This window comes from Ensifer sp. R-19, assembly GCF_049905105.1.
GTDB lineage: Bacteria > Pseudomonadota > Alphaproteobacteria > Rhizobiales > Rhizobiaceae > Ensifer.
Window position 1 is genome coordinate 3,679,043 of the sequence record NZ_CP184569.1, and the last position, 23,458, is coordinate 3,702,500.

The window sequence follows — 23,458 nt, forward strand, 5'->3', positions numbered from 1 at the left end:
TTCGCTCTGTGCCATAGATCGGGGCGAGGTGAACCATGGCTAGCGACACGCTCTACATAAACGACAGCATCGTGATTGCCGGCTGGGAGCTGACGGAGCAATTCGTGCTGGCCGGCGGGCCGGGTGGGCAAAACGTCAACAAGGTGTCGACCGCCGTTCAGCTGTTCTTCAACGTGCTGGCCTCTCCAGCGCTTTCCGATCGCATCAAGGCCAACGCCCTGAAGATTGCCGGGCGTCGTGCCTCGAAAGAGGGCGTGCTGATGATCGAGGCCAGCCGGTTTCGCAGCCAGGAGCGCAACCGCGAAGATGCGCGCGAGCGACTGAAGGAACTGATTCTCAAGGCCGCGGAGCCGCCACCACCGCCACGCAAGAAGACGAAACCGACCCGCGGCTCCGTCGAGCGCCGTCTCAAGGAGAAGTCCGGGCGCGGCGAGATCAAGAAGCTTCGGGGGCGGCCGGCCGGCGACTGATTTCTTTTTTGCCGCTCCTTGCCTTTGGCAGGCGGCGCCCTCTCTTACCGAGCAGTGTTTTCGCAAAAGGAGATATTCATGGGTCTTTTCAGCTTTATCAAGAACGCCGGCAAGAAGCTTGGCATCGGCGGCGACGATGACGCCCCGGATGCCGAAAGCGTTCAGAAGGAACTTGCATCCCACGATCTCGGCACAAAGGACGTGCAGGTCGAAGTGGCCGGTGACAAGGTCGTGCTGAAGGGTGTCGTGAAGGACCAGAGCGTCTTCGAAAAGGCCGTGGTCGCCGTCGGCAACACGCTCGGCGTCTCGGCAGTTGAGGCCTCCGAGCTCAAGGTTGCCGATGCTGGCGCCGCACCGGCACCCGCCAAGGCGCCGGTCTTCTATACGGTCAAAAAGGGCGACAACCTCTGGAAGATCGCCGAAGCGCAGTACGGCAAGGGCAAGGGTGCCAAGCACACCGTCATCTTCGAAGCCAACAAGCCGATGCTGACGCATCCGGACAAGATCTACCCCGGCCAGGTTCTGCGCATTCCGGATCTGGACGCGGCCTGAGCGTGTCGTTCACGCGTCGTCTTGCAATCGCGACGCTGGCGAGCCTTTGGCTTGCCGGCGCTTGTCTGGCGCAACCGTTTCGTGAACCGGCCAAGGGCAGTACTGAGCGTGCCGCCATCCTCGACGCGATCCGTCCGGCGGTGGAGGCCGAAATGCGCGGTCCGGTCGAGTTCGTCGTCACGACGATACGTGCAGCACCCAACTGGGCCTTCCTGCAGGTCGAGCCGCAACGTCCCGGTGGCGGCACTATCGACCTTGCGCAAACCGGGTTGCGTGACGAGGCTGACATGATGGATGGTCTGACGGTGTTTGCACTGGTCAGCTTCCACAATAGCCGCTGGAACCTCGTCGATCACGTGGTCGGGCCGACGGATGTCGCCTATGCCGGCTGGCCGCTTCGCTACGGCGTGCCGGCAGCACTTCTCGGCCTGGAGCAATAGGGGCTTCCAATGCAGGTGCTCCCGAAAGGGATCAGACATATCCCGGGCTATCTCGATCGCACCCGGCAGGAACAACTCGTCGAAGCGATTCGTCGTGTCGTTGCCGAAGCACCGCTCTTCGTGCCGGAAATGCCGAAGACCGGAAAACCCATGTCGGTTCGCATGACCAATTGCGGCTTGCTCGGCTGGGTCACGGATCGCGATCGCGGCTATCGTTACCAGGCTCAGCATCCGGTGACCGGCCGGCGCTGGCCGCCGATGCCGGACATAGTGCTCGAGATCTGGCAGGCAGTTTCCGCCAGCCAAAAGATGCCGGAAGCCTGTCTTGTGAACTTCTATTCCGAGGAGGCCCGCATGGGTCTGCACCAGGACCGCGATGAGCATGATCTGGAAACGGCTGTCGTCTCGATCTCGCTCGGCGACAGCTGCCTTTTCCGCGTCGGCAGCAATCAGCGCGGGGGACAGACCATGTCCTTCCGGCTCGAAAGCGGCGATGTCGTCGTGCTCGGTGGAGAAGGGCGGCTCGCGTTCCATGGCGTCGACCGGATCTATCCGAACACGTCGACGCTGCTGAAGAACGGTGGCCGCGTGAACCTGACGCTGCGTCGCGTCAATCCATGACGGGCTTATCGAGCGCTCAGAGTTTTCTGAGCGCCACCTTTTCCGTCAGGTGGTTCGGGCCCTTTTGCAGGATCAGGTCGGCGCGCGGGCGCGTCGGCAGGATGTTCTGGTGCAGGTTCTTCAGGTTGATGTTGTGCCACAGGCCCTCGGCGATGGCGCGCGCCGCATCCTCGCTGATCGTGGCATAACGATGGAAGTAGGATTCCGGGTTCTTGAAGGCGGTTTCGCGCAAGCGCATGAAGCGGTTGACGTACCAGCTATGGATCAGGCTCTCCTCGGCATCGATATAGATCGAGAAGTCGAAGAAATCCGAGACCATCGGCACGATCTTGCCGTCGGCCGGTAGGTTGCGCGACTGCAGCACGTTGATGCCCTCGAAGATCAGGATATCCGGGCGGTCGATGACGGTGAACTGGTCCGGCAGCACGTCATAGGTCAGGTGCGAGTAGCTCGGCGCCTTGACGTTCGGTTGGCCCGCCTTGATCGCTGACAGGAAGCGCAGGAGCGCGCCCACGTCGTAGCTTTCCGGAAAGCCCTTGCGATCCATCATGTTTTCGCGCTGGAGCACGGCGTTCGGGTAGAGAAAGCCGTCGGTCGTCACCAGATCGACCTTCGGGCTCGATGGCCAGCGCGACAGGAGCTGCGCAAGGATACGGGCCGTGGTCGATTTGCCGACGGCGACCGATCCGGCAATGCCGATGACGAAGGGCGTCTTCGTTTCGGACATGCTGAGGAAGCGCTTGCGCTGCTCGAAGAGCATCTGCGACGATTCCACATGGGTCGAAAGCAGGCGCGATAGCGACAGGTAGATCTGCCGGACTTCACCGAGATCGACGGGGTCGTTCAGCGAGCGCAGCCGCTGCACTTCGTCGGCCGTCAGCGTCAGCGGCGTATCGGCGCGAAAGCGCGACCATTCCTCGGCGGTGAAGAAATGATAGGGGGAATAGTCCCGCTGCTGCAGATTGTCCGGCAGGTCCGCCGCTTCGATGTCTTTGGCCGCTATCGTCATGGGGTCTGCCGATTTGCCTTTTCCTGCAGGCCAGATTGGTTGGTTCGCCGCGCGAGCTCGTTCAGCACATCCTGCAACGGAACGTCGGCGATCTTCAATACGACCATCAGATGATAGATGAGATCGGCGCTTTCGGCGACGAGATTCGCGCGGTCGTTGCTGACGGCCGCGATCACCGTCTCGACCGCCTCTTCCCCGAGTTTCTTGGCCGCCTTCGGCTGGCCGCTCGCGACCAGCTTTGCCGTCCAGGATTCGTCCGGCGCCGCCTTCGCGCGTGTCGCGACGATGGCCTCGAGATCGGAAAGTGTGAAGTCAGCCATGGAAGATCCTGAAGCTCAGTCGAGGCGCATGGCGATGCCATGCTCCGCCATATAGCGCTTGGTTTCGCCAATGCTATAGGTGCCGAAGTGGAAGATAGAGGCGGCGAGCACGGCGGTCGCATGACCGTCGCGGATGCCGGCAACCATGTGGTCGAGGTTTCCGACGCCGCCGGACGCGATGACTGGGGCACGCACCGCATCGGCCACGGCACGGGTGAGCGCGATGTCGTAGCCGCTCTTCGTTCCGTCGCGATCCATCGAGGTCAAAAGGATCTCGCCGGCGCCGAGGTCGACGACGCGGCGGGCAAACTCGATCGCGTCGATGCCGGTCGGCTGGCGTCCGCCATGGGTGAAGATCTCCCAGCGGTCCGCTTCGCCGTCCGTCGACACCTTCTTGGCGTCGATGGCGACGACGATGCACTGGTTGCCGAACTTGTCGGCGGCTTCCGCAACGAAGTCCGGGTTCTTCACGGCAGCGGTATTGATCGACACCTTGTCGGCGCCGGCAAGCAGCAGCTTGCGGATGTCGGAGACCTGGCGCACGCCACCGCCGACGGTCAGCGGCATGAAGCACTGTTCGGCGGTGCGGGCGATGACGTCGAAGATCGTCTCGCGATTGTCCGACGAGGCGGTGATGTCGAGGAAGCAGAGTTCGTCGGCGCCGGCGGCATCATAGGCGCGGGCCGCCTCAACCGGGTCGCCGGCGTCGATCAGGTCGACGAAGTTGACACCCTTGACCACACGACCGTCCTTGACGTCGAGGCAGGGGATAACGCGGGCTTTGAGGGACATGGTCAGGCCTTTCTCGCGGCGCGGATCAGATCCAGCGCTTCCTGCGGGTCGATGCGGCCGTCATAGAGCGCGCGGCCGGAGATGGCACCTTCGAGTTTGTGTGCGTCCGGGGCAACCATGCGGCGGATGTCGTCCATCGAGGCAAGACCGCCTGACGCGATGACCGGAATGGAAACCGCATCCGCCAGCTCCAGCGTCGAGGGCCAGTTGATGCCGGTCAGGATGCCGTCGCGGTCGATATCGGTATAGATGATCGCCGAAACGCCGGCGCCCTCGAACTTCTTGGCAAGCTCGATCACGCCGAGCTCGGAGGCCTCGGCCCAGCCCTCGACGGCGACCTTGCCGCCCTTGGCGTCGATGCCGACGGCGACCTTGCCGGGGAACTTGCGGCAGGCTTCTATGACGAGTGCCGGATCGCGCACAGCGACCGTGCCGAGGATGACGCGGGCAAGGCCGCGCGACAGCCAGTTTTCGATATGGTCAAGCGTGCGGATGCCGCCGCCGAGCTGCACCGGGTTACGGGTCGCCTTGAGGATGGCGTCGACGGCCGCGCCGTTGACCGTCTCGCCGGCAAAGGCGCCGTTGAGGTCGACCACGTGCAGCCATTCGAAGCCCTGTTCTTCAAAGGCGCGGGCCTGGGCCGCCGGGTCGGGGTTGTAAACCGTCGCCTGGTCCATGTCGCCGAGCTTCAGGCGTACGCATTGCCCGTCTTTCAGGTCGATCGCGGGAAATAGGATCATGGGTCTGTCCAATCGAGAGAGGCGAAAGCTCAGGGCTTCCAGCGCAGGAAATTCGAGATGAGGGCAAGGCCGAGGGCCTGGCTCTTTTCCGGGTGGAACTGCGAGCCGGCCTTGTTGCCGTTGGCGACGAAGGCGGTGACCGGACCGCCGTAATCCGCTTCGGCGACAACGTCGCCGGCGTTCTCGGCGGCCAGATGGTACGAATGCACGAAATAGGCGTGCAGGCCGCCTTCGCCAACCCGGATGCCGTCAAACAGCGGATGTTCGCGCTTGAGCGTGAGCGTGTTCCAGCCGATCTGCGGGATCTTCAGTGCGGTATCAGTGGGCGTCATCTCGACGACATCGCCGGGGATCCAGCCGAAGCCGTGGGTGATGGTCTTTTCGAGCCCGCGCGACGACATCAGCTGCATGCCGACGCAGATGCCGAGGAACGGCCGGGCGGCCTGTTCCACCGCTTCGGTCAGCGCCTGCTCCATGCCGTCGACGGCGGCAAGGCCACGGCGGCAGTCGGCATAGGCACCGACACCCGGAAGCACGATGCGGTCGGCGCTCGCCACCCGCTCCGGCTTGTCGGTGAGGTCGATCTCGGCTGAAATGCCGGCTTCGCGAGCGGCCCGTTCGAAGGCCTTGGTGGCTGAGCGCAGGTTGCCCGAGCCGTAGTCGATGATGGCGACGCGCATCAGCGTTCTCCGTAGGAATCAAAAAGGCCGAGGCCGGGTCCGCCGTTTGAGGGCTTGCGCGCGGTCCAATCGGCCGGGGAAGGGGTGGCGGGCTTTGTCTCGCCCGGTGCCACGCTCGTGAAATAGATCTCTTCCGCCGTCTCCAGATTGGGTGCCGGCACGATGGAACGAAGCGTCCAGTCACGAGCCGTCAGGCTGCGTGCCACCAGAACTGGCCCTTCCAGCGCGACGAGCAGCCGCAGCGCGATCTGCACCAGCACCGATGCAAGGAAACCGCCTGCGAGACTCGACAGGGAGATTAACGAAATCTGCAGAACAGCAACTGCGATTCCGATTGCCCATTGCCGCTTGAAGAGAAGCCAGAGCGCCGGGAAGAGAAAGGCGCCCCAGGAGAAGCCGTCGGCAACGAAGCGTGTTCGCTCGTCGTCGGCGCGCGCACCCGGCGGGGTGAGGATCAGGTAAGAAGCCATGGGTTCAGCCAGTGACTGGCCGCTTAGGCAAGGGTCCCCTTGGTCGAGGGAACGCGGCCGGCCTGGCGCGGGTCGATTTCGGTTGCGGTGCGGAGCACGCGGGCGACGGACTTGAAGCAGGTCTCGGCGATATGATGGTTGTTGGCGCCGTAGATGTTCTGGATATGCAGCGTGATCCCGGCATGCTGGGCGAGCGCCTGGAAGAACTCACGCACGAGTTCCGTGTCGAAGGTGCCGATCTTCGGCGCGCTGAAGGCAACGTTCCAGACGAGGAACGGCCGGCCGGAAACGTCCACTGCCGCGCGGGTCATCGTCTCGTCCATGGCAAGGTCGAGCGAGGCGTAACGGGCGATGCCGCGCCGGTCGCCGAGCGCCTTGGCGAGCGCCTGGCCGATGGCAATGCCGGTGTCCTCGACCGTATGGTGGTCGTCGACATGCAGGTCGCCGTCGGTCTTGATCTCCATGTCGATGAGCGAATGGCGGGCGAGCTGGTCCAGCATATGGTCGAAGAAGCCGACACCGGTCGAAATCTTCGAAACGCCGGTGCCGTCGATGTTGACCGATACGGACACCGCGGTCTCGTTGGTTTTACGCGAAACCTGTGCGGTGCGGCTGGACGTGGCTTCTGCCATCGGGCTCTCCTGTATGCGCCAGTGCGGGGGGAGGAAAGTCTGTGCGGTTTCCTCATCTCGCGCTCGCTTGCGATCTCGGCCGCTCCTTATCAGGCAAATGCTGAAATATCCAGAACTTGAGCGTTGATTCGAATCATCCGACACCGGGCCCTGAACGAAGATTGCACCCTCGGGCGGTTGCCATTTGCAAATGTGTCTGCCGTACTTACATAGGCCTCAAGCAACCAGGCTCGTTCAGAGCCGCAACGCCCCAAGTAAACGCCCCCAAGTATCAGGGGCCGACAGGTATCTTCATGAGTGAACACAATCCCTACGGAACGATGCATGCGACGACCATCATCACGGTACGCAAGGATGGCAAGGTGGTGATGGCCGGCGACGGCCAGGTGAGCCTCGGCCAGACCGTGATGAAGAGCAATGCGCGCAAGGTGCGGCGTCTCGCGAAGGGCGACGTGATCGCCGGCTTTGCCGGCGCGACCGCCGACGCCTTCACGCTGCTCGAAAGGCTCGAGGCCAAGCTTGAACAGTACCCCGACCAGCTGATGCGCGCGGCGGTCGAACTTGCCAAGGACTGGCGCACCAACAAGTATCTGCGCAATCTCGAAGCGATGATGCTGGTCGCCGACAAGTCGATAACCCTGGCGATCACCGGCAATGGCGACGTACTTGAGCCGGAACACGGCACCATCGCCATCGGCTCCGGCGGCAACTACGCCTTTGCCGCAGCGCGCGCCCTGATGGACAGCGACAAGTCGGCCGAGGATATCGCCCGGCGGGCGCTGCAGATCGCCGGGGACATCTGCGTCTATACCAACCACAATATCGTGGTGGAGACGTTGGATGCCGAATGAGCCCAAGCATGTCAGCTTCGCGCCGGTGGTTGATGACCATCTGCCGCTGCTGCATGCCTGGCTGAGTGAACCGCATGTGCGGCAATGGTGGGGCGATCCGGACAAGGAAGTGGAACTGATCCGCGAAGGCTGCGCGACCGGAGAGGTGGAGGGCTTCATCTTCCACGTGGCCGGCGAGCCGGCTGGCTACATCCAGTCCTGGATGCCTTTTCAGTATCCGGACGAGGAGCCCTGGGCGAAGGATCTGCCGGCCGATGTGCCCGGTATCGATATCTTCGTCGGCCCCGCGGAATTGACGGGCAGGGGTGTCGCCTCGCTGGCGCTCCGAGCTTTTGCCGAACGGCTCTTTGCCGCCGGCGCGTCCCGCATCGTGATCGACCCTGATGCGGGCAACCGCCGGGCGGTCAGCGCCTACACCAAGGCCGGCTTCGTGCCCTACGCAGAATGGATAGATGTATCTGGTCGCACGCTCCTGATGGAACTGACGCGGACCGAATTTGAGAGGACTACATGAGTACGTTTTCACCCAGAGAGATCGTGTCGGAACTCGACCGTTTCATCATCGGCCAGAACGACGCCAAACGGGCCGTCGCCATTGCGCTACGCAACCGTTGGCGCCGCCAGCAGCTCGGCGACGAGCTGCGCGATGAGGTCATGCCGAAGAACATCCTGATGATCGGCCCGACTGGTGTCGGCAAGACCGAGATTTCCAGGCGTCTGGCCAAGCTCGCCGGCGCGCCCTTCGTCAAGGTTGAGGCGACCAAGTTCACCGAGGTCGGCTATGTCGGCCGCGACGTCGAGCAGATCATCCGTGACCTCGTCGAGGTCGGGATCGGCCTCGTGCGCGAAAAACGCCGCGCCGAAGTCAAGGCCAAGGCGCACCAGAACGCCGAAGAGCGCGTGCTCGATGCACTGGTCGGCGCCACGGCCTCGCCGGCGACGCGCGATTCGTTCCGCAAGAAGCTGCGCGCCAACGAACTCGACGACAAGGAGATCGAGGTCGACCTCGCCGAGACCGGTGCGCCGGGTGGTTTCGAAATTCCGGGCATGCCGGGCGCCAATATCGGTGTGCTCAACCTTTCGGAAATGTTCGGCAAGGCGATGGGTGCCCGCACCAAGAAGGTCAAGACGACGGTCAAGGCCTCCTATGAGCTGCTCATCAACGACGAGTCGGACAAACTGCTCGACAACGAGCAGATCCAGCGCGAGGCAATGCGCGCGGCCGAAGACGACGGCATCGTCTTTCTCGACGAGATCGACAAGATCGCCTCGCGTGAGGGCGGCATGGGCGCCGGCGTGTCGCGCGAAGGCGTGCAGCGCGACCTGTTGCCGCTCGTTGAAGGCACGACGGTTGCGACGAAGTATGGACCGGTCAAGACCGACCACATCCTGTTCATCGCTTCCGGCGCCTTCCATGTGGCAAAGCCCTCGGACCTGCTTCCGGAATTGCAGGGCCGTCTGCCGATCCGCGTTGAGCTCCGTGCGCTCACCAAGGAAGATTTCCGCCGGATCCTGACGGAAACCGAAGCGAGCCTCATCCGCCAGTACAAGGCGCTCTTGGACACGGAAGAGGTGAAGCTCGACTTCACCGACGACGCGATCGATGCGCTCGCCGATGTCGCGGTGCAGCTGAATGCCAGTGTCGAGAACATCGGCGCCCGCCGCCTGCAGACGGTGATGGAGCGCGTACTGGACGAGATCTCGTTCAATGCGCCCGACAGCGCCGGACAGGCGGTGACGATCGACGCGGAGTATGTGCGCAAGCATGTCGGCGATCTCGCTGCCAACACCGATCTGTCGCGCTACATCCTGTGACATTTCGGTCGTCGAGGCGCGCAAACGCCCGCAACCCAGAATAGACCGGGCGCCTGTCTCTCGACAGGCGCCCGCATTTTTTCTAACACGGACACGGAAATTGATCGTGGCCCGGGCATCTTTCCGACATGATCTTGGCGTAGGAGCCGCCCCGCCGACCGAGGCAGCCTCCACGAGTCACAGGAAGAAGAGATCGTGCGTTTTACCGCCTGCATGCTCGCTATCGCCACGTTTTGCCTGACCGCAAGCCAGACAATCGCGGCGACCGCCGTTCCGCCGGGCAACCGCAACGTCGAGCAGCCCGGTATCCCCGGCGCTTCCGTGCGCCGAACCAAGGCCGGCCGCACCTCCTTCGATGCCAAGTTCGAGAAAGTCCGGGATCTGCTGGCGACCGACAAACAGCTGATCAGCAAGATCAAGTCCGTGTCGCGCGCCTATGGCATCGCGCCGATCCACATGGTCGGCGCCATCGTCGGCGAGCATACCTACAATGTCGACGCCTATGACCGGCTGCAGTCCTATTACGTCAAGGCGGCCGCTTACGCCGGCAACAGCTTCCAGTTCGGCTATGATGGCGAAACGGTCGCCGAGTTCGTCGCCCGGCCGCAATTTTCCGAATGCGGTGCCAAGAAGGGTGCCTATGCGCTCTGGAGCTGCCGCGAGCGGGTCTGGGACAACGACTTCCGCGGCAAGTCGGTTGGCGGCAAGTCCTTCCCGAACAACCGCTTCAGCGCCGTTTTCTTCCAGCCGTTCTTTGCCGGCCAGACCTTCGGCCTCGGCCAGATCAACCCGCTGACGGCGCTGATGCTGACCGACATCGTCGCAAAGACGTCGGGCTACGACCGCCTCGATGAAAACAACGCCGCTGGCGTCTATGAGGCGATCATGGATCCGGATGTGTCGCTCGCCTATATGGCGGCCTCGATCCGCCATTCGATCGACGCCTACAAGTCGATCGCCGGCCTCGACATTTCCGACAATCCCGGCATCACGGCGACGCTCTACAATGTCGGCAATCCGGACGGCCGCGCAGCTGCCCTTGCCGCCAAGATCCAGAGCGGACAAGCGCAATGGCCGGAGGAGAATTATTACGGCTGGCTCGTCAACGACAAGCTTTCGGAGCTTGAAAGCCTGTTGTGATTCACGTGAAGCACTTTCCTTGATTGCGCCGTAAAAACCTGAAATCATTGGCGCAATCGAGAAAGGCAATCACCATGGACATGCGTCCGGAGCCCTTCGAACCGCCGGCTCCCGTTCCTCGAGTGGGCATCCCTTCCTACCTGCAGATCATCAGGACGGTCTTACGCAATCCGCTCGAACTGTGGGGCGAGCCATCCTACACCTTGCCCTGGATCGAGACGAAGTTCGTCACCCAGCGCACTTTGATCGTCAACGATCCCGGTCTCATCCGTCACATCCTCGTCGACAATGTCGGCAACTACGAAATGTCGAAGGTTCGCCGGCTGATCCTCAGGCCGATCCTGCGCGACGGCTTGCTGACGGCCGAAGGCGAGGTCTGGAAGCGCTCGCGGAAAGCCATGGCGCCGGTGTTCACACCGCGCCACGCCAAGGGTTTCGCAGGCCAGATGTTGCGAAGCTCGGAAGCATTCGTCGAGCGCTATGCCGGCGCCAAGACAGCTCCGTTCACGACCAACATCGCCAACGACATGACGGAACTCACCTTCGACATTCTTGCCGAAACGCTGTTTTCCGGTGAGGTGGCGGTGGAGCGGGAAGGGTTTGTCCAGAGCGTCGAGGAACTCCTGCACCGCATGGGCCGCGTCGATCCCATGGACATTCTGCTCGCGCCGGAATGGATACCGCGCCCAACCCGGATCGGCGGCAAGAAGGTGATGAACCGGTTCCGCTCGATCGTGTCCGAGACCATGGCGATCCGGCGGCGCAAGATGGCGGCGGATCCCGAGGGCACGCCCAAGGATTTCCTGACCCTGCTTTTGGAGATCGAGGGCAGTCAGGGCCTTTCGACTGCGGAGATCGAGGATAACATCCTGACCTTCATCGGTGCCGGGCACGAGACAACCGCCCGGGCGCTCGCCTGGACGCTCTATTGCATCGCCAACACGCCGGCCTATCGCGAGACGATGGAGGCCGAGATCGATGCCGCGATCGCAAGCGGTGCCGATCCGGTCGAATGGCTCGGCCTGATGCCGCATGTCCTTGCCGCCTTCGAGGAGGCGATGCGGCTCTATCCGCCGGCGCCGTCGATCAACCGGGCCGCGATCGAAGAGGACGAGTGGACTTCCCCCACCGGAAAGCGGGTACGCATCCCCAAGGGCATCGCGGTGCTGATCATGCCGTGGACGCTGCACCGCCACGTTCTTTACTGGGATAAGCCCCGCGCGTTCATGCCCGAGCGTTTCCTGCCGGAGAACCGCGAGAAGCTGCATCGTTACCAATATTTGCCCTTCGGCGCCGGCCCGCGCGTCTGCATCGGCGCCACTTTCGCGCTACAGGAAGCCGTGATCGCGCTCGCCGTGATGATGCATCGCTACCGTTTCGATCTGACCGAGGAGACAAATCCCTGGCCGGTGCAGCGCCTCACTACTCAACCGCGGGGCGGGTTGCCGATGAAGGTGTCGGTTCGCTGAAGGTCTTGCCGGGGATCGGCGACTGTACCGAGCGCACCGGCGAGTCGGCCGGCTTCGGCTGCTGCAGTATCTTCGACGGTTTCTTGATCGTCTTGATCTGGGCGCAGGTGGCGTCGCCGACATTGTCGCACTGTTTGTAGACGACAATCTCGCTTCCGGCACCATCGTCCCACACCGCCTGGATCGTCAGCGTCTTCGCGGTGTCGGCCGGCAGCGAGATATAGACATACTCGGCCGTCTCATCGGCCGGCAGGTTGAACGGGATCTGCGGATTGCACTTCGCCAGCGGAAAGCGCTGATCAAGCGTGTCCGAATTGATCGAATATCGAATTTCCGATAGCCGGCAATGCATCGTCTGCAATGCGGTGAAGTAGATCAGTTGCCGGTCGTCATAGTCGCGAAACTGCACCCAGCCGGTCTGCTTGTTGGCGTCGAGCATCGCCTTGTAGATCGCGACATCCGGAAGTTGCGGCTTGTACTCTTCTTCCTCCGCGTCCTGTGCTTGGGCCAGGTTCAGCGGAAACCAGATGAAAGCGGCAAACGGGAGCCAGACGAAAATAGACGGACGGCGGCCTTCGAGCATGCGCAGGTGTCCCCATCTTTTGACCCGTGTCGCCCAGTTGATCATCTATGTCTGCGGCACGATGGTTTTCTCTTGAAATATGTCATATCACCGCATCGATCCCCATTGAACCCGGGGCCTTGCGCCCCGCGCGAATTCCGGACTGCGCGAATTGACCTCTCATTTTCTTCTCGGCATCGACACCGGCGGCACCTATACCGACGCCGCTCTCTTCTCGGAAACGCAAGGGGTGGTCGCCAAAGCCAAGGCGCTGACGACCCGCCACGACCTCGCAGTCGGTATTTCCGGCGCGGTCGAAGCGGTGCTCGATCAGGCGAAAGTGCCGGTTTCTGCAATCAGCATGGTCTCGCTGTCGACGACGCTTGCGACCAATGCGCTCGTCGAAGGGCAGGGCGGCCGCGCCGGTCTTGTCATGATCGGCTTTGGCCCCGACGATCTGAAGCGCGATGGTCTCTTGGAGGCGCTGGGCTCCGATCCGGTGATCTTCCTGCCGGGCGGCCACAATGTGCACGGCGGCGAAACCCCACTCGACATGAGCGAGCTCGATGCCACGCTGCCGGCGCTTGCCGGCCAGGTCTCCTCCTTCGCCATTGCCGGCTACTTCGCCGTTCGGAATCCGGATCATGAAAAGCGCGTCCGCGACCGCATTCGCGAAGTCTCGCATCTGCCGGTGACCTGCAGCCATGAACTGTCCTCGAAGCTCGGCGGCCCGCGCCGTGCCTTGACGACCCTGCTCAACGCCCGGCTGGTGTCGATGATCGACCGGCTGATCGGCTCCTGTGAAGGCTTCCTGAAGGCGCGCGGCATCGACGTGCCGATGATGGTGGTGCGCGGCGACGGAGCCTTGATCTCGGCGGAGGAGGCGCGGCTGCGCCCGATCGAGACGATCCTCTCCGGTCCGGCCGCAAGCCTTGTCGGCGCGCGGCATCTGACCGGCCTCGACAATGCGGTGGTCTCCGACATCGGCGGCACCACGACCGACGTCGCGGTACTCGAGGGCGGGCGTCCGCGGCTCGATGCCGAAGGCGCCGTTGTCGGCGGCTTCCGCACCATGGTCGAGGCGGTGGCGATGCGGACCTACGGCCTGGGCGGCGATTCGGAAGTGCGCATCAACGACCGAGGCTTGAAGGCGAAGATCGATCTCGGCCCGCGCCGGGTGATGCCGCTCAGCCTCGCGGCCGCCCTGCATGGCGACGCCGTCATCTCGGTGCTCGAAAAGCAGATGCGCGCCCAGCATACCGGGCGCAACAATGGCCGGTTTGCGGTCCGCACCGGCCTGCCGGATCATCTTGCCAGCGGCCTGCAACCGCAGGAGCAGGCGCTCTATGAGCGCATCGGTGCGGTTCCGCTGGCGTTGGAGACCCTGTTGGTCTCGACCCCGCAGAAGGCGACTCTCGATCGGCTGGTGGGGCGCGGGCTCGTGCATATCTGTGGCCTGACGCCGTCGGACGCCATGCATGTGCTCGGCCGGCAATCGCAATGGAACCTTGAAGCGGCTCAGCTTGGCATTCAGCTTGCAGCGCGCACCCGCGACGGCTCCGGTCAGCCAATCGCTTCCTCCCCGGAAGCCATGGCGCAGATGATCGTCGACCGGCTGACGCGGAAATCCTCGGAGGTCATCCTGCAGGCCTGTCTCGGCGAGGATGGTGCCGGTGCCATCGATCCAGCCGTTTCGCAGGCCGTCGACCGGGCGCTCACGCGCACGCCGGGCATCGTCCGCTTCTCGCTTGGTCTCGACCGTCCGCTCGTCGGCCTCGGCGCTTCGGCGCCGGTTTATTACCCTGATATCGCCGAGATGCTCGGAACGGATGCCGCCATTCCCGAAGAGGCCGGCGTCGCCAATGCCGTTGGCGCCGTGGTCGGCCAGGTCAGCGCTACGGTCACGGTTTTCGTGACGATGCCGGAGGAAGGCATCTTCGTCGTCAACGGTGCCGGGGCCAGCGAACGGTTTCTCGACCAGGAACAGGCTTTCGGCGCCGCCCGGCGGCGAGCCGAAGCCGTGGCGCTGGAAACGGCGCGCACCAATGGAGCGGACGATCCCGCTTCGATGCTGCGCGAGGAAATCGATGCGCCGGAAGTCGAGGGCAGCCGCAAGCTGATCGAGGCCCGGTTCATCGCGTCCGCCAGCGGACGTCCGCGCATTGCCCACGACTGATCTTTTCCATTTCGGAAACAATTCTTCGCATCCTTGCAGAATTGACAGGGAATGAATTGGTGAGAAACTGCGGCCGTTTCACGCGCGCGTTGCGCATGGGCTGGTCCGCGATCGGCTACAGGCGCAAGATCAACATGTTGGGGCGTTCTCATCGCATCCGTCCGGATCGGTGACGCTCCTTACGTCTATTTCAAGGAGTTGGCAGATGGACCGCATTGAGAAGTTTGGGTTGAAGATAGATGCGGGTCTCCATCGCTTCCTGGTGGAAGAGGCGATGCCGGGCACCGGCATCGATGCAGAACATTTCTTCGAGCAGCTTTCCGCCCTCGTGCACGATCTGGCGCCGAAGAACCGGGCGCTGCTCGCCAAGCGCGACGAGCTGCAGGCCAAACTCGACGCCTGGTACAGGCAGAACGGCGCCCCCAGCGACATCGAGACCTACCAGGCCTTTCTCCGCGATATCGGCTACCTGCTGTCGGAAGGTGGCGACTTCAGCGTTTCGACCGCCAATGTTGATCCGGAAATCGCGACGATCGCCGGTCCGCAGCTCGTCGTCCCGGTCATGAATGCGCGCTATGCGCTCAACGCTGCCAATGCGCGCTGGGGTTCGCTCTATGACGCGCTCTACGGCACGGATGCGATTTCGGACGCCGATGGTGCCGAGAAGGGCCGCGGCTACAATCCAAAGCGCGGCGCCAAGGTCATCGCCTGGGCCCGCGACTTCCTCGATGCCAGCGCGCCGCTCGCGAAGGGTAACTGGGCAGACGTCACCTCGCTCAAGGTTGCGGGTGGCGCGCTGGAGATTGGCCTTAAGGACGGCTCGAACACGACGCTGCGCAACGCCGCTCAATTCGCCGGCTATTCCGGCGCCGAAGGCACGCGGTCGGAGATCGTTCTCCGGCACAACAATCTGCATGCGATCGTCGTCCTCGACGCCTCGACGCCGATCGGCAAGGAAGATCCGGCCGGTATCTCGGACGTCATCCTCGAATCGGCGATCACCACGATCATGGATTGCGAAGATTCGGTCGCGGCCGTCGATGCCGAAGACAAGGTCGTCGTCTACGGCAACTGGCTCGGCCTGATGAAGGGCGACCTCGAAGAAGAAGTCGCCAAGGGCGGCAAGACCTTCACCCGCCGCCTCAATGCCGATCGCACCTACGAGGCCGCCGCTGGCGGCACGCTGTCGCTCCCCGGCCGCTCGCTGATGCTGGTCCGCAATGTCGGCCACCTCATGACGAATCCGGCTATCCTCGACCGCGACGGCAAGGAAGTGCCCGAGGGTATCATGGACGCCATGGTCACCGCGCTGATTGCCCTACACGATATCGGCAACGGCGGCCGCCGCATGAACTCCCGCGAGGGATCGATGTATGTCGTCAAGCCGAAGATGCACGGACCGGAAGAAGTCGCCTTTGCCTGCGAGATCTTCACGCGCGTCGAAAAGGCGCTCGGCATGCCCGCCAACACCATGAAGATGGGCATCATGGACGAGGAGCGCCGCACCACGGTCAACCTCAAGGAATGCATCCGCGCTGCCCGCGAGCGCGTCGTCTTCATCAACACCGGCTTCCTCGATCGCACCGGCGACGAGATCCATACCTCGATGGAAGCCGGCCCGATGATCCGCAAGGGCGACATGAAGCAGGCTGCCTGGATCGGCGCGTACGAAAACTGGAACGTCGATATCGGCCTCGAATGCGGCCTTTCCGGCCACGCCCAGATCGGCAAGGGCATGTGGGCCATGCCCGATCTGATGGCAGCGATGCTCGAGCAGAAGATTGCCCACCCGAAGGCCGGCGCCAACACCGCCTGGGTTCCGTCGCCGACGGCCGCGACGTTGCATGCGACGCACTACCACCGCGTCAATGTCGCCGAGGTCCAGGCAAGCCTGAAGAGCCGCACCCGCGCCAAGCTCTCCGACATTCTGTCGGTGCCGGTTGCGGTCCGCCCGAACTGGACGCCGGAGGAAATCCAGCGCGAACTCGACAACAACGCTCAAGGGATCCTGGGTTACGTCGTGCGCTGGGTCGACCAGGGCGTCGGTTGCTCGAAGGTTCCCGACATTAACAATGTCGGCCTGATGGAAGACCGCGCGACGCTGCGCATCTCCGCCCAGCACATGGCCAACTGGCTGCAGCACGGCGTCGTCACCGAAGCCCAGGTCGTCGACACGATGAAGCGCATGGCCGCCGTCGTCGACGGCCAGAACGCCGACGATCCGCTCTATGTCGCGATGGCCGGCAACTTCGACGGCTCGATCGCCTTCCAGGCGGCCCTCGACCTGGTTCTCAAGGGCCGCGAGCAGCCGAACGGCTACACCGAGCCGGTCCTGCACCGCCGCCGGCTGGAGCTGAAGGCGCGCAACGCCGCCTGATTCATCCCTGACGTCTGAATATTGGTGCAGGGCCGTGTGTTCGTCTGAACGCACGGCTCTGTTTTTTCAAGCGCGGTCCCAGCCTCCATGCGCCCGCCAGTCGTCTCCGCCGGTGGCCTAAAATTCGGCCCAGCCGTCTGTGGCGAGTGCGGCGTTGCCCTGTGTTGCATAGACGGCTGGTCGCCGGGCTGCCTGGGCAACAGTCCGCCCCTGGTCGCGGGTTGCGGTCGCAACGGCTGCCGGGGCAGGGGCCCTTGATCCACCCTGTGCCTGGGTTTCTCCGGCGAGGATGAAGCGTCCGATCAAGTTGCGCAGATTGGTACCTTCCTGCGCCAGGGTGGCGGAGGCGGCATTGGCTTCCTCGACCATTGCCGCGTTCCTCTGCGTCACCTGATCCATCTGGTTGACGGCGGTGTTGACCTCGCTCAAGCCCACGGACTGTTCTCGGGCGGAAGTGGCGATCGCGGCCATATGTTCGTTGATGGTGATTACATGCGCCTCGATCGTTTGCAGCGCTTCGCCGGTGTCGCGCACCAGGCGCACGCCGTTTTCGACCTCCTGGCTCGATGTGCGGATGAGATCCTTGATTTCCTTCGCGGCCTTGGCCGAGCGCTGGGCAAGTTCGCGCACTTCCTGGGCGACCACGGCAAAGCCTTTGCCCGCTTCGCCGGCCCGCGCCGCCTCGACGCCGGCGTTCAGCGCCAGGAGGTTCGTCTGGAAGGCGATCTCGTCGATGACGCCGATGATGCTGGATATCTGGCTGGAGGATTCTTCGATCCGCCGCATCGCCTCGACGGCATTGGCGACGACGACGGCCGACTGGGCCGCGCTGGTCTTCGCCTCGCCGGCGACGTCGCGCGCCTCCTCCGTCCGTCTCGAAGAGTTGCTGACATTGGCGGTGATCTGGTCGAGCGCGGCGGCTGTCTCCTCGAGCGCCGCGGCCTGCTGTTCGGTCCGCTTGGAGAGATCGTCGGCGCTCTGGCTGATCTCGCGCGTGCCCATGCCGATGTTGCCGGCGCTGTCGGCGACAGCCAGCAGCGCGTCGTTCAACTGTCCGGCGGCCTTGTTGAGGTCATGCCGCAGCTGTTCGAACTCGGCGGCGAAGGGCTCATGCAGCCGAACGGCGAGATCGCCATTGGCAAGCCGCTGCAGCCCGGCGGCAAGACCGGCGGTCGCTTGCGTCAGCCGCTGCTGTGCGTCCTGTTCCGCCTGTCTCTGCACGCGAACGCGCTCGGCCTCGCCGGTTTGGCGAGTCTCCTCGGCCTCCGCCTGCAGCCGCAGATTCGATCGCGCGGCCTCCCGGAAGGACTGGATGGCACGGGCCATGTCGGCGATCTCGTCCTTGCCGTTTACCGGCTCGTCGGCATCTTCGACGTGGCCGTCGATCAGCCGGCGCATGGCGGCGATCTGGCGCCCGAGCGGTCCGACGACGCCGCGCAGCACCACAAGGAAGGTGCCGCCGGCAAGCGCCATGACGAGAACGATGATGGCAATGCTGAGCGTCTGCACCGTTTCGAACTCGCGATGCTTGGCTTCAAAGGCCGTGCCGGAAAGTTCGACCTGCAGGTCCGAGATCTCGGAGATCGTCGCCGTCAGCGGATCGATTGTCGCATAGAGCTTGTCGCGCACGAAGGCATCGAGTGCCTTCTCGTCCTTGGCTGAGAGAATTTGCGTCAGCGCCATGATCGAATCCATCGCAACGACCATCTGGCTCCGCGCATTGTCGACGAGCCGTCGTTCCTCATCGGTCATCGAGGTTGCCGCATAGGCATCCCAGTTGGTCTTGATCGTCTCTCGCGCGGCATTGACCGAGGCAAGCCCGCTCTCCATCGTTTCGTTGCCGTTGCGGACCTTGTGTGCAGCATCGACGATCGAGACTGCAAAGGCATCGGAAGTCGCCTTGAGGTTCTTTAGCGGCACGATGCGATCGGCATAGACCGCATCCATCATGTCGCCGGTTTCCGACAGCGTGCTCTGACTGTAAATGGCGATGCCGATGGCTATGGATGACAGAAGCGCAATCGCGCCGATAAGCTTGGTCTTGATCAGCATGCCAGTCCCTCCCGAGCGGAATTTCTGGGCACACTCTTTCGTTTGTTTAGATAACGCTTACTTAATAAGCGGCTGAATTTAAGTCGAATTTGAACTTTTCCGCGTCACGCAGCCGGTTTTCGCGACCCTGATTTGAGGGTGTTTTCGAACGGCAACTGTGCGTGGTTGAAGCGCTCCGTTGCAGCATCGCATCACCGGCAAATGGTGGTTGAGTAACGACGTAAAAAAAGCCGCCGACTGGTGTCGGCGGCTTCGGATGGCTGATGCAGCCCGGTTACTGCTGGACGACGACGCGGGCGTTCTTGCCGGGGCGAACGCGCGAATAGAGATCGATGATGTCCTGGTTGATCAGGCGGATGCAGCCGGACGAAGCGGCGGTGCCGATCGACGACCATTCCGGCGTACCGTGCAGGCGGAACAGCGTGTCCTTGCCCTGGTCGTTGAAGAGATAGAGTGCGCGGGCGCCGAGCGGGTTCTTGAGGCCGGGACCCATGCCTTCCTCGACATACTTGGCGACTTCCGGCTTGCGCTCGGCCATTTCCTTCGGCGGATGCCACATCGGCCATTCCTGCTTCCAGGCAATGTAGGCTTCGCCTTCCCATGCAAAGCCGGCCTTGCCGACGCCGATGCCGTAACGAACGGCCTTGCCGCCGGGCAGCACGTAATAGAGGAAACGATTCGGCGTGTTGACGACGATCGTTCCAGGGCGCTCGCTGGTGGTGTAGTCGACGATCTGGCGATGGAACCGGGTATCGACCTTGTTGATCGGAATGGCGGGCAGCGCGTAACCGTGATCCTCAACTGCGCCATAATCGCCGTTGAAAATCTGATTCGTAGCGACCGTTTGCGCTACGGGAGCGGGTTCGTTCGCAGCCGTTTCGGGCTTGGACGACGTCGTCGAGCAGCCGGCAACAGCGAGTGTCGCCGCGAGGCCGCACAAGAGGAAGGCATTGCGGAAGCGCATGGGAGTCTCTTAAAAAAGAAGCGAAGTAAAAACTGGGTCGCCGCGACCGTCAGTGACTACGGTTATTTTCGATTAGTCTGTGCTATGCAAGAGATTGCGCGGCCACAATTTGGCTGGAAAGTGCAAATTCCATGACCCTTGTTTTTTTGCAACAAAATGACCGGCCCAAAGGGACACCGGGCGCATGACCATCCTCTCCATCCATGACGACAACCCGCTGATCGACGGCCGACAGTCGAATCGCGCGATGATGGTGCGTCGCGGCGTGCAGCGGCTTTTCGCCGAACTGCGCCATTCGGTGCTGCCGGAACTGACGCTGGCGAGCGGGAGGCGCGCCGACCTGATCTCGCTGTCGGTCAAGGGCGAAATCTGGATTGTCGAGATCAAGACCTCGATCGAGGACTTTCGCGTCGACCGCAAATGGCCGGATTACCGGCAGCATTGCGACCGGCTGTTCTTCGCAACCCATGCCGGCGTGCCGCTCGATATCTTCCCCGAGGAATGCGGCTTGCTGCTTTCGGATGGTTATGAAGGGCACATCGTTCGCGAGGCGCCCGAACACAAACTGCCGCCGGCGACGCGCAAATCGGTCTTGCAGCTCTTTGCCCGCACGGCGGCGCAGCGCCTGATGCTTGCGGAGTGGGCAGCCGAGCGCAACGGCGAACTCGGCGATCAGATCGGCGACATCCTCACGGGCAACCGCGACAGCGGCGGCTGACGCCGTTACTTCGGCGCGCGCTTTGCAAGAATGCGTTGCAGCGTCCGGCGATGCATGTTGAGGCGGCGCGCCGTTTCCGAAACATTGCGCTCGCACATCTCATAGACACGCTGGATGTGTTCCCAGCGAACCCGATCGGCCGACATCGGGTTTTCCGGCGGCTCGACGCGCTCGCCCTGGCGCTGAACGAGCGCCGCAAAGATGTCGTCGGCATCGGCCGGCTTGGCAAGATAGTCGACGGCGCCGAGCTTCACGGCGTTTACGGCGGTGGCAATATTGCCGTAGCCGGTCAGCATGATCATCCGCGTGTCATCGCGCCGTCCGCGGATCGCCTCGATCACGTCGAGGCCGCTGCCATCACCGAGTCTCAGGTCGATGACGGCGTATTTCGGCGGATTGCCCTTGGCCTTGGCAATGCCTTCAGCGACCGATTCGGCAATGTCGACTGAAAAGCCTCGGGCTTCCATGGCGCGGGCAAGGCGCCTGAGGAACGGTGCGTCGTCGTCGACGAGCAGCAGGGTGCGGTCCGGTCCGATCAGTTCGGCGTCCTGTGCGGGTGTGCTGGGCGAAGCTGTCGATTTGTCGGTCATTCTGGAATCCTTGAGCGAAAACCTGCGCTTTCGCCGAGATTATAGGTTTCTTCTGGTCTCGTTCAATAAACTGCGAAATGTCATTTCGCCAGTTTCGTATCCATCAGGGCGCGCGGCCATTCGACGCTGACCCGGGCGCCTGGCCTGTCGGGTCCGCCATTTTCGAAGCGCAGGCGCGCGCCCGAACGTTCAAGCAGGGTCTTGGCGATGAAGAGGCCGAGCCCGAGGCCACCGGCGCTGTCGTCCTTCTGCCGCCGCGTCACATAGGGCTCGCCGATGCGCTGCAGGATATCCGGGGCGAAGCCGTCGCCATCGTCCTCGATCGTCACTTTCACGCGGTCCGCGGTGTGCTCGACCGTCACGGCAACTTCCTTCTTGGCATAGTCGACAGCATTTTCGAGCAGGTTGCCGAGCCCATAAAGGATGCCGGCATTGCGGTTGCCGACCGGCTCGGTGGCGCGGTCACCTTTCTCGACGAGATTGATGTGGATGCCGAACTCGCGGTGCGGCGCCATCACCTCTTCGATCAGCGACGACAGCGGCAGCATGCGCATGTGCTCCTCGCTTTCGGAGGAGAGCGTCGTCAGCCGCTTCAGGATATCGCGGCAGCGTTCGCTCTGGCTGCGCAGCAGATGCACGTCCTCGCCGAAGCGTGGATCGTTGCCAAGCTCGCGCTCCATCTCCTTGGCGACGACACTGATGGTCGCCAGCGGCGTGCCGAGTTCGTGAGCGGCTGCGGCCGCCAGTCCATCGAGTTGCGACAGGTGCTTTTCCCGCTGCAGCACGAGTTCTGTCGCCGTCAGAGCCTCTGACAGTTCGCTCGCTTCCAGCGAGACGCGGTATGTATAGAAGGCGGCGAAGGCGGTCATCGAGACGATCGCAAACCAGATGCCGGCGGTCAAAACCCGCGGCATCAGGAGAACCGTGCCCGGATACCAGGGCAGTGGAAAAGGCGAGAAGGCAAGTGCTGTGATCGCGATCACCGCAAGGCCGGCAAGGATGATGCTGTGCGATTTCGGCTGCGATGCCGAAGAGATGATGACGGGGACGCAGAGCAGCGGTGCGAAGGGATTGGTAAGTCCGCCGGTGATGAACAAGAGCCCGGTGATCTGCGCGAGATCGAGGCCGAGAAGCGCGAAAGCGGCAGGAGGCTGCAGCCGGTGGGTTGGCGGATAGCGCAGCGTCACATAGGAGTTGACCAGCGCCAGGCTGGCGATCAGCACCAGGCAGGAAATCAGCGGCAGCGGAAACTGCAGCCAGAAGGCGGTGGTGAGGACGGCGATCGACTGGCCGCCGACGGCAAGCCAGCGCAGCCGGACGAGCGTCTGCAGGCGCAGGCTGCGGTTGCTGGTCTGGTCGTTGTTGTGTTCGAGCGCAACTGTGGTCATTCGTGCTTGCATTCCAGTCATCGAGGATTTCGTCTCATGTACCACGCGGCTTTGCCCGTGTCGTCGGCGCCGCATTGGCCGGATCCTCGGGCCAGGGGTGCTTCGGGTAGCGCCCGCGCATGTCGGCCCGCACATCTCGCCAGGAGCCCGCCCAGAAGCCGGGCAGGTCGCGCGTCGTCTGGATCGGGCGATGGCCCGGCGAGATCAGCTCGAGTAGCAGCGGCAGACGGCCGTCGCCGATCGCCGGGTGGATCTTCAGGCCGAAGAGCTCCTGCACCCGGATCGATAGAAGCGGCTCGTCGCCGTCGTAGTGAATTGGGTGCCTTTGTCCGGTCGGCGCCGCGAAATGCGTCGGTGCAAGCCGGGCAAGTTCCCGCTGCCGCTCGTGCGGAATGAGGGAGAGCAACCCGTCCGAGAGGTTGGACGCCTTGATGTCGGCAATGGCGGTGACGCCATGCTGGAAAGGCACGAACCAGTCGTCGAGACGATCGAGCAGCGCCTGATCGGAGACATCCGGCCAGGGCTCGCCGATCGAGCGGTTGAGGAAGCCGATGCGGTCGCGCATCTGCATCGCCTCTTTCGAAAACGGCAAGACGGTGAGGCCGAGCTGGCGCACGCCGTCGGCAAGCG

Annotated in this window: 25 protein-coding genes (1 of these 25 only partly in view); 12 read left to right on the forward strand and 13 right to left on the reverse strand. The window is 63.2% G+C overall.

The window, feature by feature from the left end; genetic code table 11:
* Positions 1 to 35 precede the first annotated feature (35 nt).
* From arfB to ACN9MO_RS17700, 4 genes are all read left to right on the forward strand, one after another.
* A complete protein-coding gene (gene arfB, locus ACN9MO_RS17685) occupies positions 36 to 470 on the forward strand; it encodes an alternative ribosome rescue aminoacyl-tRNA hydrolase ArfB (RefSeq protein ID WP_058327468.1) in 435 nt (144 codons plus the stop codon).
* 78 nt (positions 471 to 548) lie between these two features.
* Entirely contained in the window at positions 549 to 1,022 is a 474-nt protein-coding gene (lysM, locus tag ACN9MO_RS17690) for a peptidoglycan-binding protein LysM (RefSeq protein WP_043616146.1), read from the forward strand.
* 2 nt (positions 1,023 to 1,024) lie between these two features.
* The gene (locus ACN9MO_RS17695; RefSeq protein WP_286161523.1) at positions 1,025 to 1,462 is read left to right on the forward strand and encodes a hypothetical protein; all 438 of its coding nucleotides are present in this window, start codon (positions 1,025 to 1,027) and stop codon (positions 1,460 to 1,462) included.
* 9 nt (positions 1,463 to 1,471) lie between these two features.
* A complete protein-coding gene (locus ACN9MO_RS17700; RefSeq protein ID WP_112995067.1) occupies positions 1,472 to 2,083 on the forward strand; it encodes an alpha-ketoglutarate-dependent dioxygenase AlkB in 612 nt (203 codons plus the stop codon).
* 16 nt (positions 2,084 to 2,099) lie between these two features.
* Here ACN9MO_RS17700 and coaA read toward each other — a convergent pair whose 3' ends face one another.
* Genes coaA through hisB form a run of 7 tightly spaced genes read right to left on the reverse strand, consistent with a single transcriptional unit; the run spans position 2,100 to position 6,726 of the window.
* Entirely contained in the window at positions 2,100 to 3,092 is a 993-nt protein-coding gene (coaA, locus tag ACN9MO_RS17705) for a type I pantothenate kinase (protein ID WP_058321592.1), read from the reverse strand.
* Positions 3,089 to 3,412 carry a phosphoribosyl-ATP diphosphatase gene (locus ACN9MO_RS17710; protein ID WP_057252063.1) on the reverse strand — a complete coding sequence of 108 codons (324 nt, stop codon included), beginning with the start codon at positions 3,410 to 3,412 and terminating at the stop codon, positions 3,089 to 3,091. Before ACN9MO_RS17710 ends, coaA begins: the two co-directional genes overlap by 4 nt.
* A 15-nt stretch (positions 3,413 to 3,427) precedes the next feature.
* The gene (hisF, locus tag ACN9MO_RS17715; protein WP_058321591.1) at positions 3,428 to 4,204 is read right to left on the reverse strand and encodes an imidazole glycerol phosphate synthase subunit HisF; all 777 of its coding nucleotides are present in this window, start codon (positions 4,202 to 4,204) and stop codon (positions 3,428 to 3,430) included.
* A gap of 2 nt (positions 4,205 to 4,206) precedes the next feature.
* Complete coding sequence (gene hisA, locus ACN9MO_RS17720; RefSeq protein ID WP_058321590.1) at positions 4,207 to 4,944, reverse strand: 1-(5-phosphoribosyl)-5-[(5-phosphoribosylamino)methylideneamino]imidazole-4-carboxamide isomerase; 738 nt, start codon at positions 4,942 to 4,944, stop codon at positions 4,207 to 4,209.
* Positions 4,945 to 4,973: 29 nt separating this feature from the next.
* The gene (gene hisH, locus ACN9MO_RS17725; RefSeq protein ID WP_058321589.1) at positions 4,974 to 5,624 is read right to left on the reverse strand and encodes an imidazole glycerol phosphate synthase subunit HisH; all 651 of its coding nucleotides are present in this window, start codon (positions 5,622 to 5,624) and stop codon (positions 4,974 to 4,976) included.
* The gene (locus ACN9MO_RS17730) at positions 5,624 to 6,094 is read right to left on the reverse strand and encodes a DUF2628 domain-containing protein (RefSeq protein WP_112995065.1); all 471 of its coding nucleotides are present in this window, start codon (positions 6,092 to 6,094) and stop codon (positions 5,624 to 5,626) included. The genes hisH and ACN9MO_RS17730 overlap by 1 nt, the downstream gene beginning before the upstream one ends.
* 23 nt (positions 6,095 to 6,117) lie before the next feature.
* On the reverse strand, positions 6,118 to 6,726 hold the full coding sequence (gene hisB, locus ACN9MO_RS17735) for an imidazoleglycerol-phosphate dehydratase HisB (protein WP_057252068.1): 609 nt from the start codon (positions 6,724 to 6,726) through the stop codon (positions 6,118 to 6,120).
* A 293-nt stretch (positions 6,727 to 7,019) separates the two neighbouring features.
* Between hisB and hslV the strand changes: the two genes are divergently transcribed.
* The 5 genes from hslV (at position 7,020) to ACN9MO_RS17760 (ending at position 12,001) form a co-directional block, all read left to right on the forward strand.
* Positions 7,020 to 7,577, forward strand: coding sequence for an ATP-dependent protease subunit HslV (gene hslV / locus ACN9MO_RS17740; protein WP_057252069.1), 558 nt, complete (start codon positions 7,020 to 7,022; stop codon positions 7,575 to 7,577).
* Entirely contained in the window at positions 7,567 to 8,091 is a 525-nt protein-coding gene (locus ACN9MO_RS17745; protein WP_058321588.1) for a GNAT family N-acetyltransferase, read from the forward strand. Before hslV ends, ACN9MO_RS17745 begins: the two co-directional genes overlap by 11 nt.
* Complete coding sequence (hslU, locus tag ACN9MO_RS17750; protein WP_057252071.1) at positions 8,088 to 9,392, forward strand: ATP-dependent protease ATPase subunit HslU; 1,305 nt, start codon at positions 8,088 to 8,090, stop codon at positions 9,390 to 9,392. The genes ACN9MO_RS17745 and hslU overlap by 4 nt, the downstream gene beginning before the upstream one ends.
* A 195-nt stretch (positions 9,393 to 9,587) precedes the next feature.
* Complete coding sequence (locus ACN9MO_RS17755) at positions 9,588 to 10,532, forward strand: DUF1402 family protein (RefSeq protein ID WP_093233504.1); 945 nt, start codon at positions 9,588 to 9,590, stop codon at positions 10,530 to 10,532.
* 74 nt (positions 10,533 to 10,606) lie between these two features.
* Positions 10,607 to 12,001, forward strand: coding sequence for a cytochrome P450 (locus ACN9MO_RS17760; RefSeq protein WP_057252073.1), 1,395 nt, complete (start codon positions 10,607 to 10,609; stop codon positions 11,999 to 12,001).
* Here the strand turns inward: ACN9MO_RS17760 and ACN9MO_RS17765 are convergent.
* A complete protein-coding gene (locus ACN9MO_RS17765) occupies positions 11,955 to 12,584 on the reverse strand; it encodes a hypothetical protein (RefSeq protein WP_162728022.1) in 630 nt (209 codons plus the stop codon). The genes ACN9MO_RS17760 and ACN9MO_RS17765 overlap by 47 nt on opposite strands.
* A 151-nt stretch (positions 12,585 to 12,735) precedes the next feature.
* Here ACN9MO_RS17765 and ACN9MO_RS17770 point away from each other — a divergent pair, with 151 nt between their 5' ends.
* Both ACN9MO_RS17770 and ACN9MO_RS17775 read left to right on the forward strand, forming a co-directional pair.
* Complete coding sequence (locus ACN9MO_RS17770) at positions 12,736 to 14,739, forward strand: hydantoinase/oxoprolinase family protein (RefSeq protein ID WP_113133119.1); 2,004 nt, start codon at positions 12,736 to 12,738, stop codon at positions 14,737 to 14,739.
* 205 nt (positions 14,740 to 14,944) lie between these two features.
* Entirely contained in the window at positions 14,945 to 17,116 is a 2,172-nt protein-coding gene (locus ACN9MO_RS17775; protein WP_113133118.1) for a malate synthase G, read from the forward strand.
* Between the two features lie 117 nt (positions 17,117 to 17,233).
* Here the strand turns inward: ACN9MO_RS17775 and ACN9MO_RS17780 are convergent, their stop codons facing one another.
* Positions 17,234 to 19,168 (reverse strand): HAMP domain-containing methyl-accepting chemotaxis protein, encoded by a 1,935-nt coding sequence (locus ACN9MO_RS17780; protein ID WP_113133117.1) that lies wholly within the window; start codon positions 19,166 to 19,168, stop codon positions 17,234 to 17,236.
* Between the two features lie 274 nt (positions 19,169 to 19,442).
* Positions 19,443 to 20,132, reverse strand: coding sequence for a L,D-transpeptidase (locus ACN9MO_RS17785; RefSeq protein WP_057252078.1), 690 nt, complete (start codon positions 20,130 to 20,132; stop codon positions 19,443 to 19,445).
* 184 nt (positions 20,133 to 20,316) lie between these two features.
* On the opposite strand from ACN9MO_RS17785, the gene ACN9MO_RS17790 reads away from it, so the two are divergent.
* Positions 20,317 to 20,850: an MmcB family DNA repair protein gene (locus tag ACN9MO_RS17790; RefSeq protein WP_057252079.1), complete on the forward strand. Its 534-nt coding sequence runs from the start codon at positions 20,317 to 20,319 to the stop codon at positions 20,848 to 20,850.
* A 5-nt stretch (positions 20,851 to 20,855) separates the two neighbouring features.
* Here ACN9MO_RS17790 and ACN9MO_RS17795 read toward each other — a convergent pair whose 3' ends face one another.
* The 3 genes from ACN9MO_RS17795 to hrpB all read right to left on the reverse strand — a co-directional run.
* On the reverse strand, positions 20,856 to 21,440 hold the full coding sequence (locus tag ACN9MO_RS17795; RefSeq protein WP_057252080.1) for an ActR/PrrA/RegA family redox response regulator transcription factor: 585 nt from the start codon (positions 21,438 to 21,440) through the stop codon (positions 20,856 to 20,858).
* A gap of 80 nt (positions 21,441 to 21,520) precedes the next feature.
* Positions 21,521 to 22,828 (reverse strand): ActS/PrrB/RegB family redox-sensitive histidine kinase, encoded by a 1,308-nt coding sequence (locus ACN9MO_RS17800; RefSeq protein WP_058327459.1) that lies wholly within the window; start codon positions 22,826 to 22,828, stop codon positions 21,521 to 21,523.
* A 34-nt stretch (positions 22,829 to 22,862) separates the two neighbouring features.
* Positions 22,863 to 23,458 carry the 3' portion of an ATP-dependent helicase HrpB gene (gene hrpB, locus ACN9MO_RS17805; protein WP_112995059.1) on the reverse strand. It continues 1,864 nt past the right edge of the window, so 596 of the gene's 2,460 nt are visible here — the last part of the coding sequence; the start codon falls outside the window, past its right edge; the stop codon is at positions 22,863 to 22,865.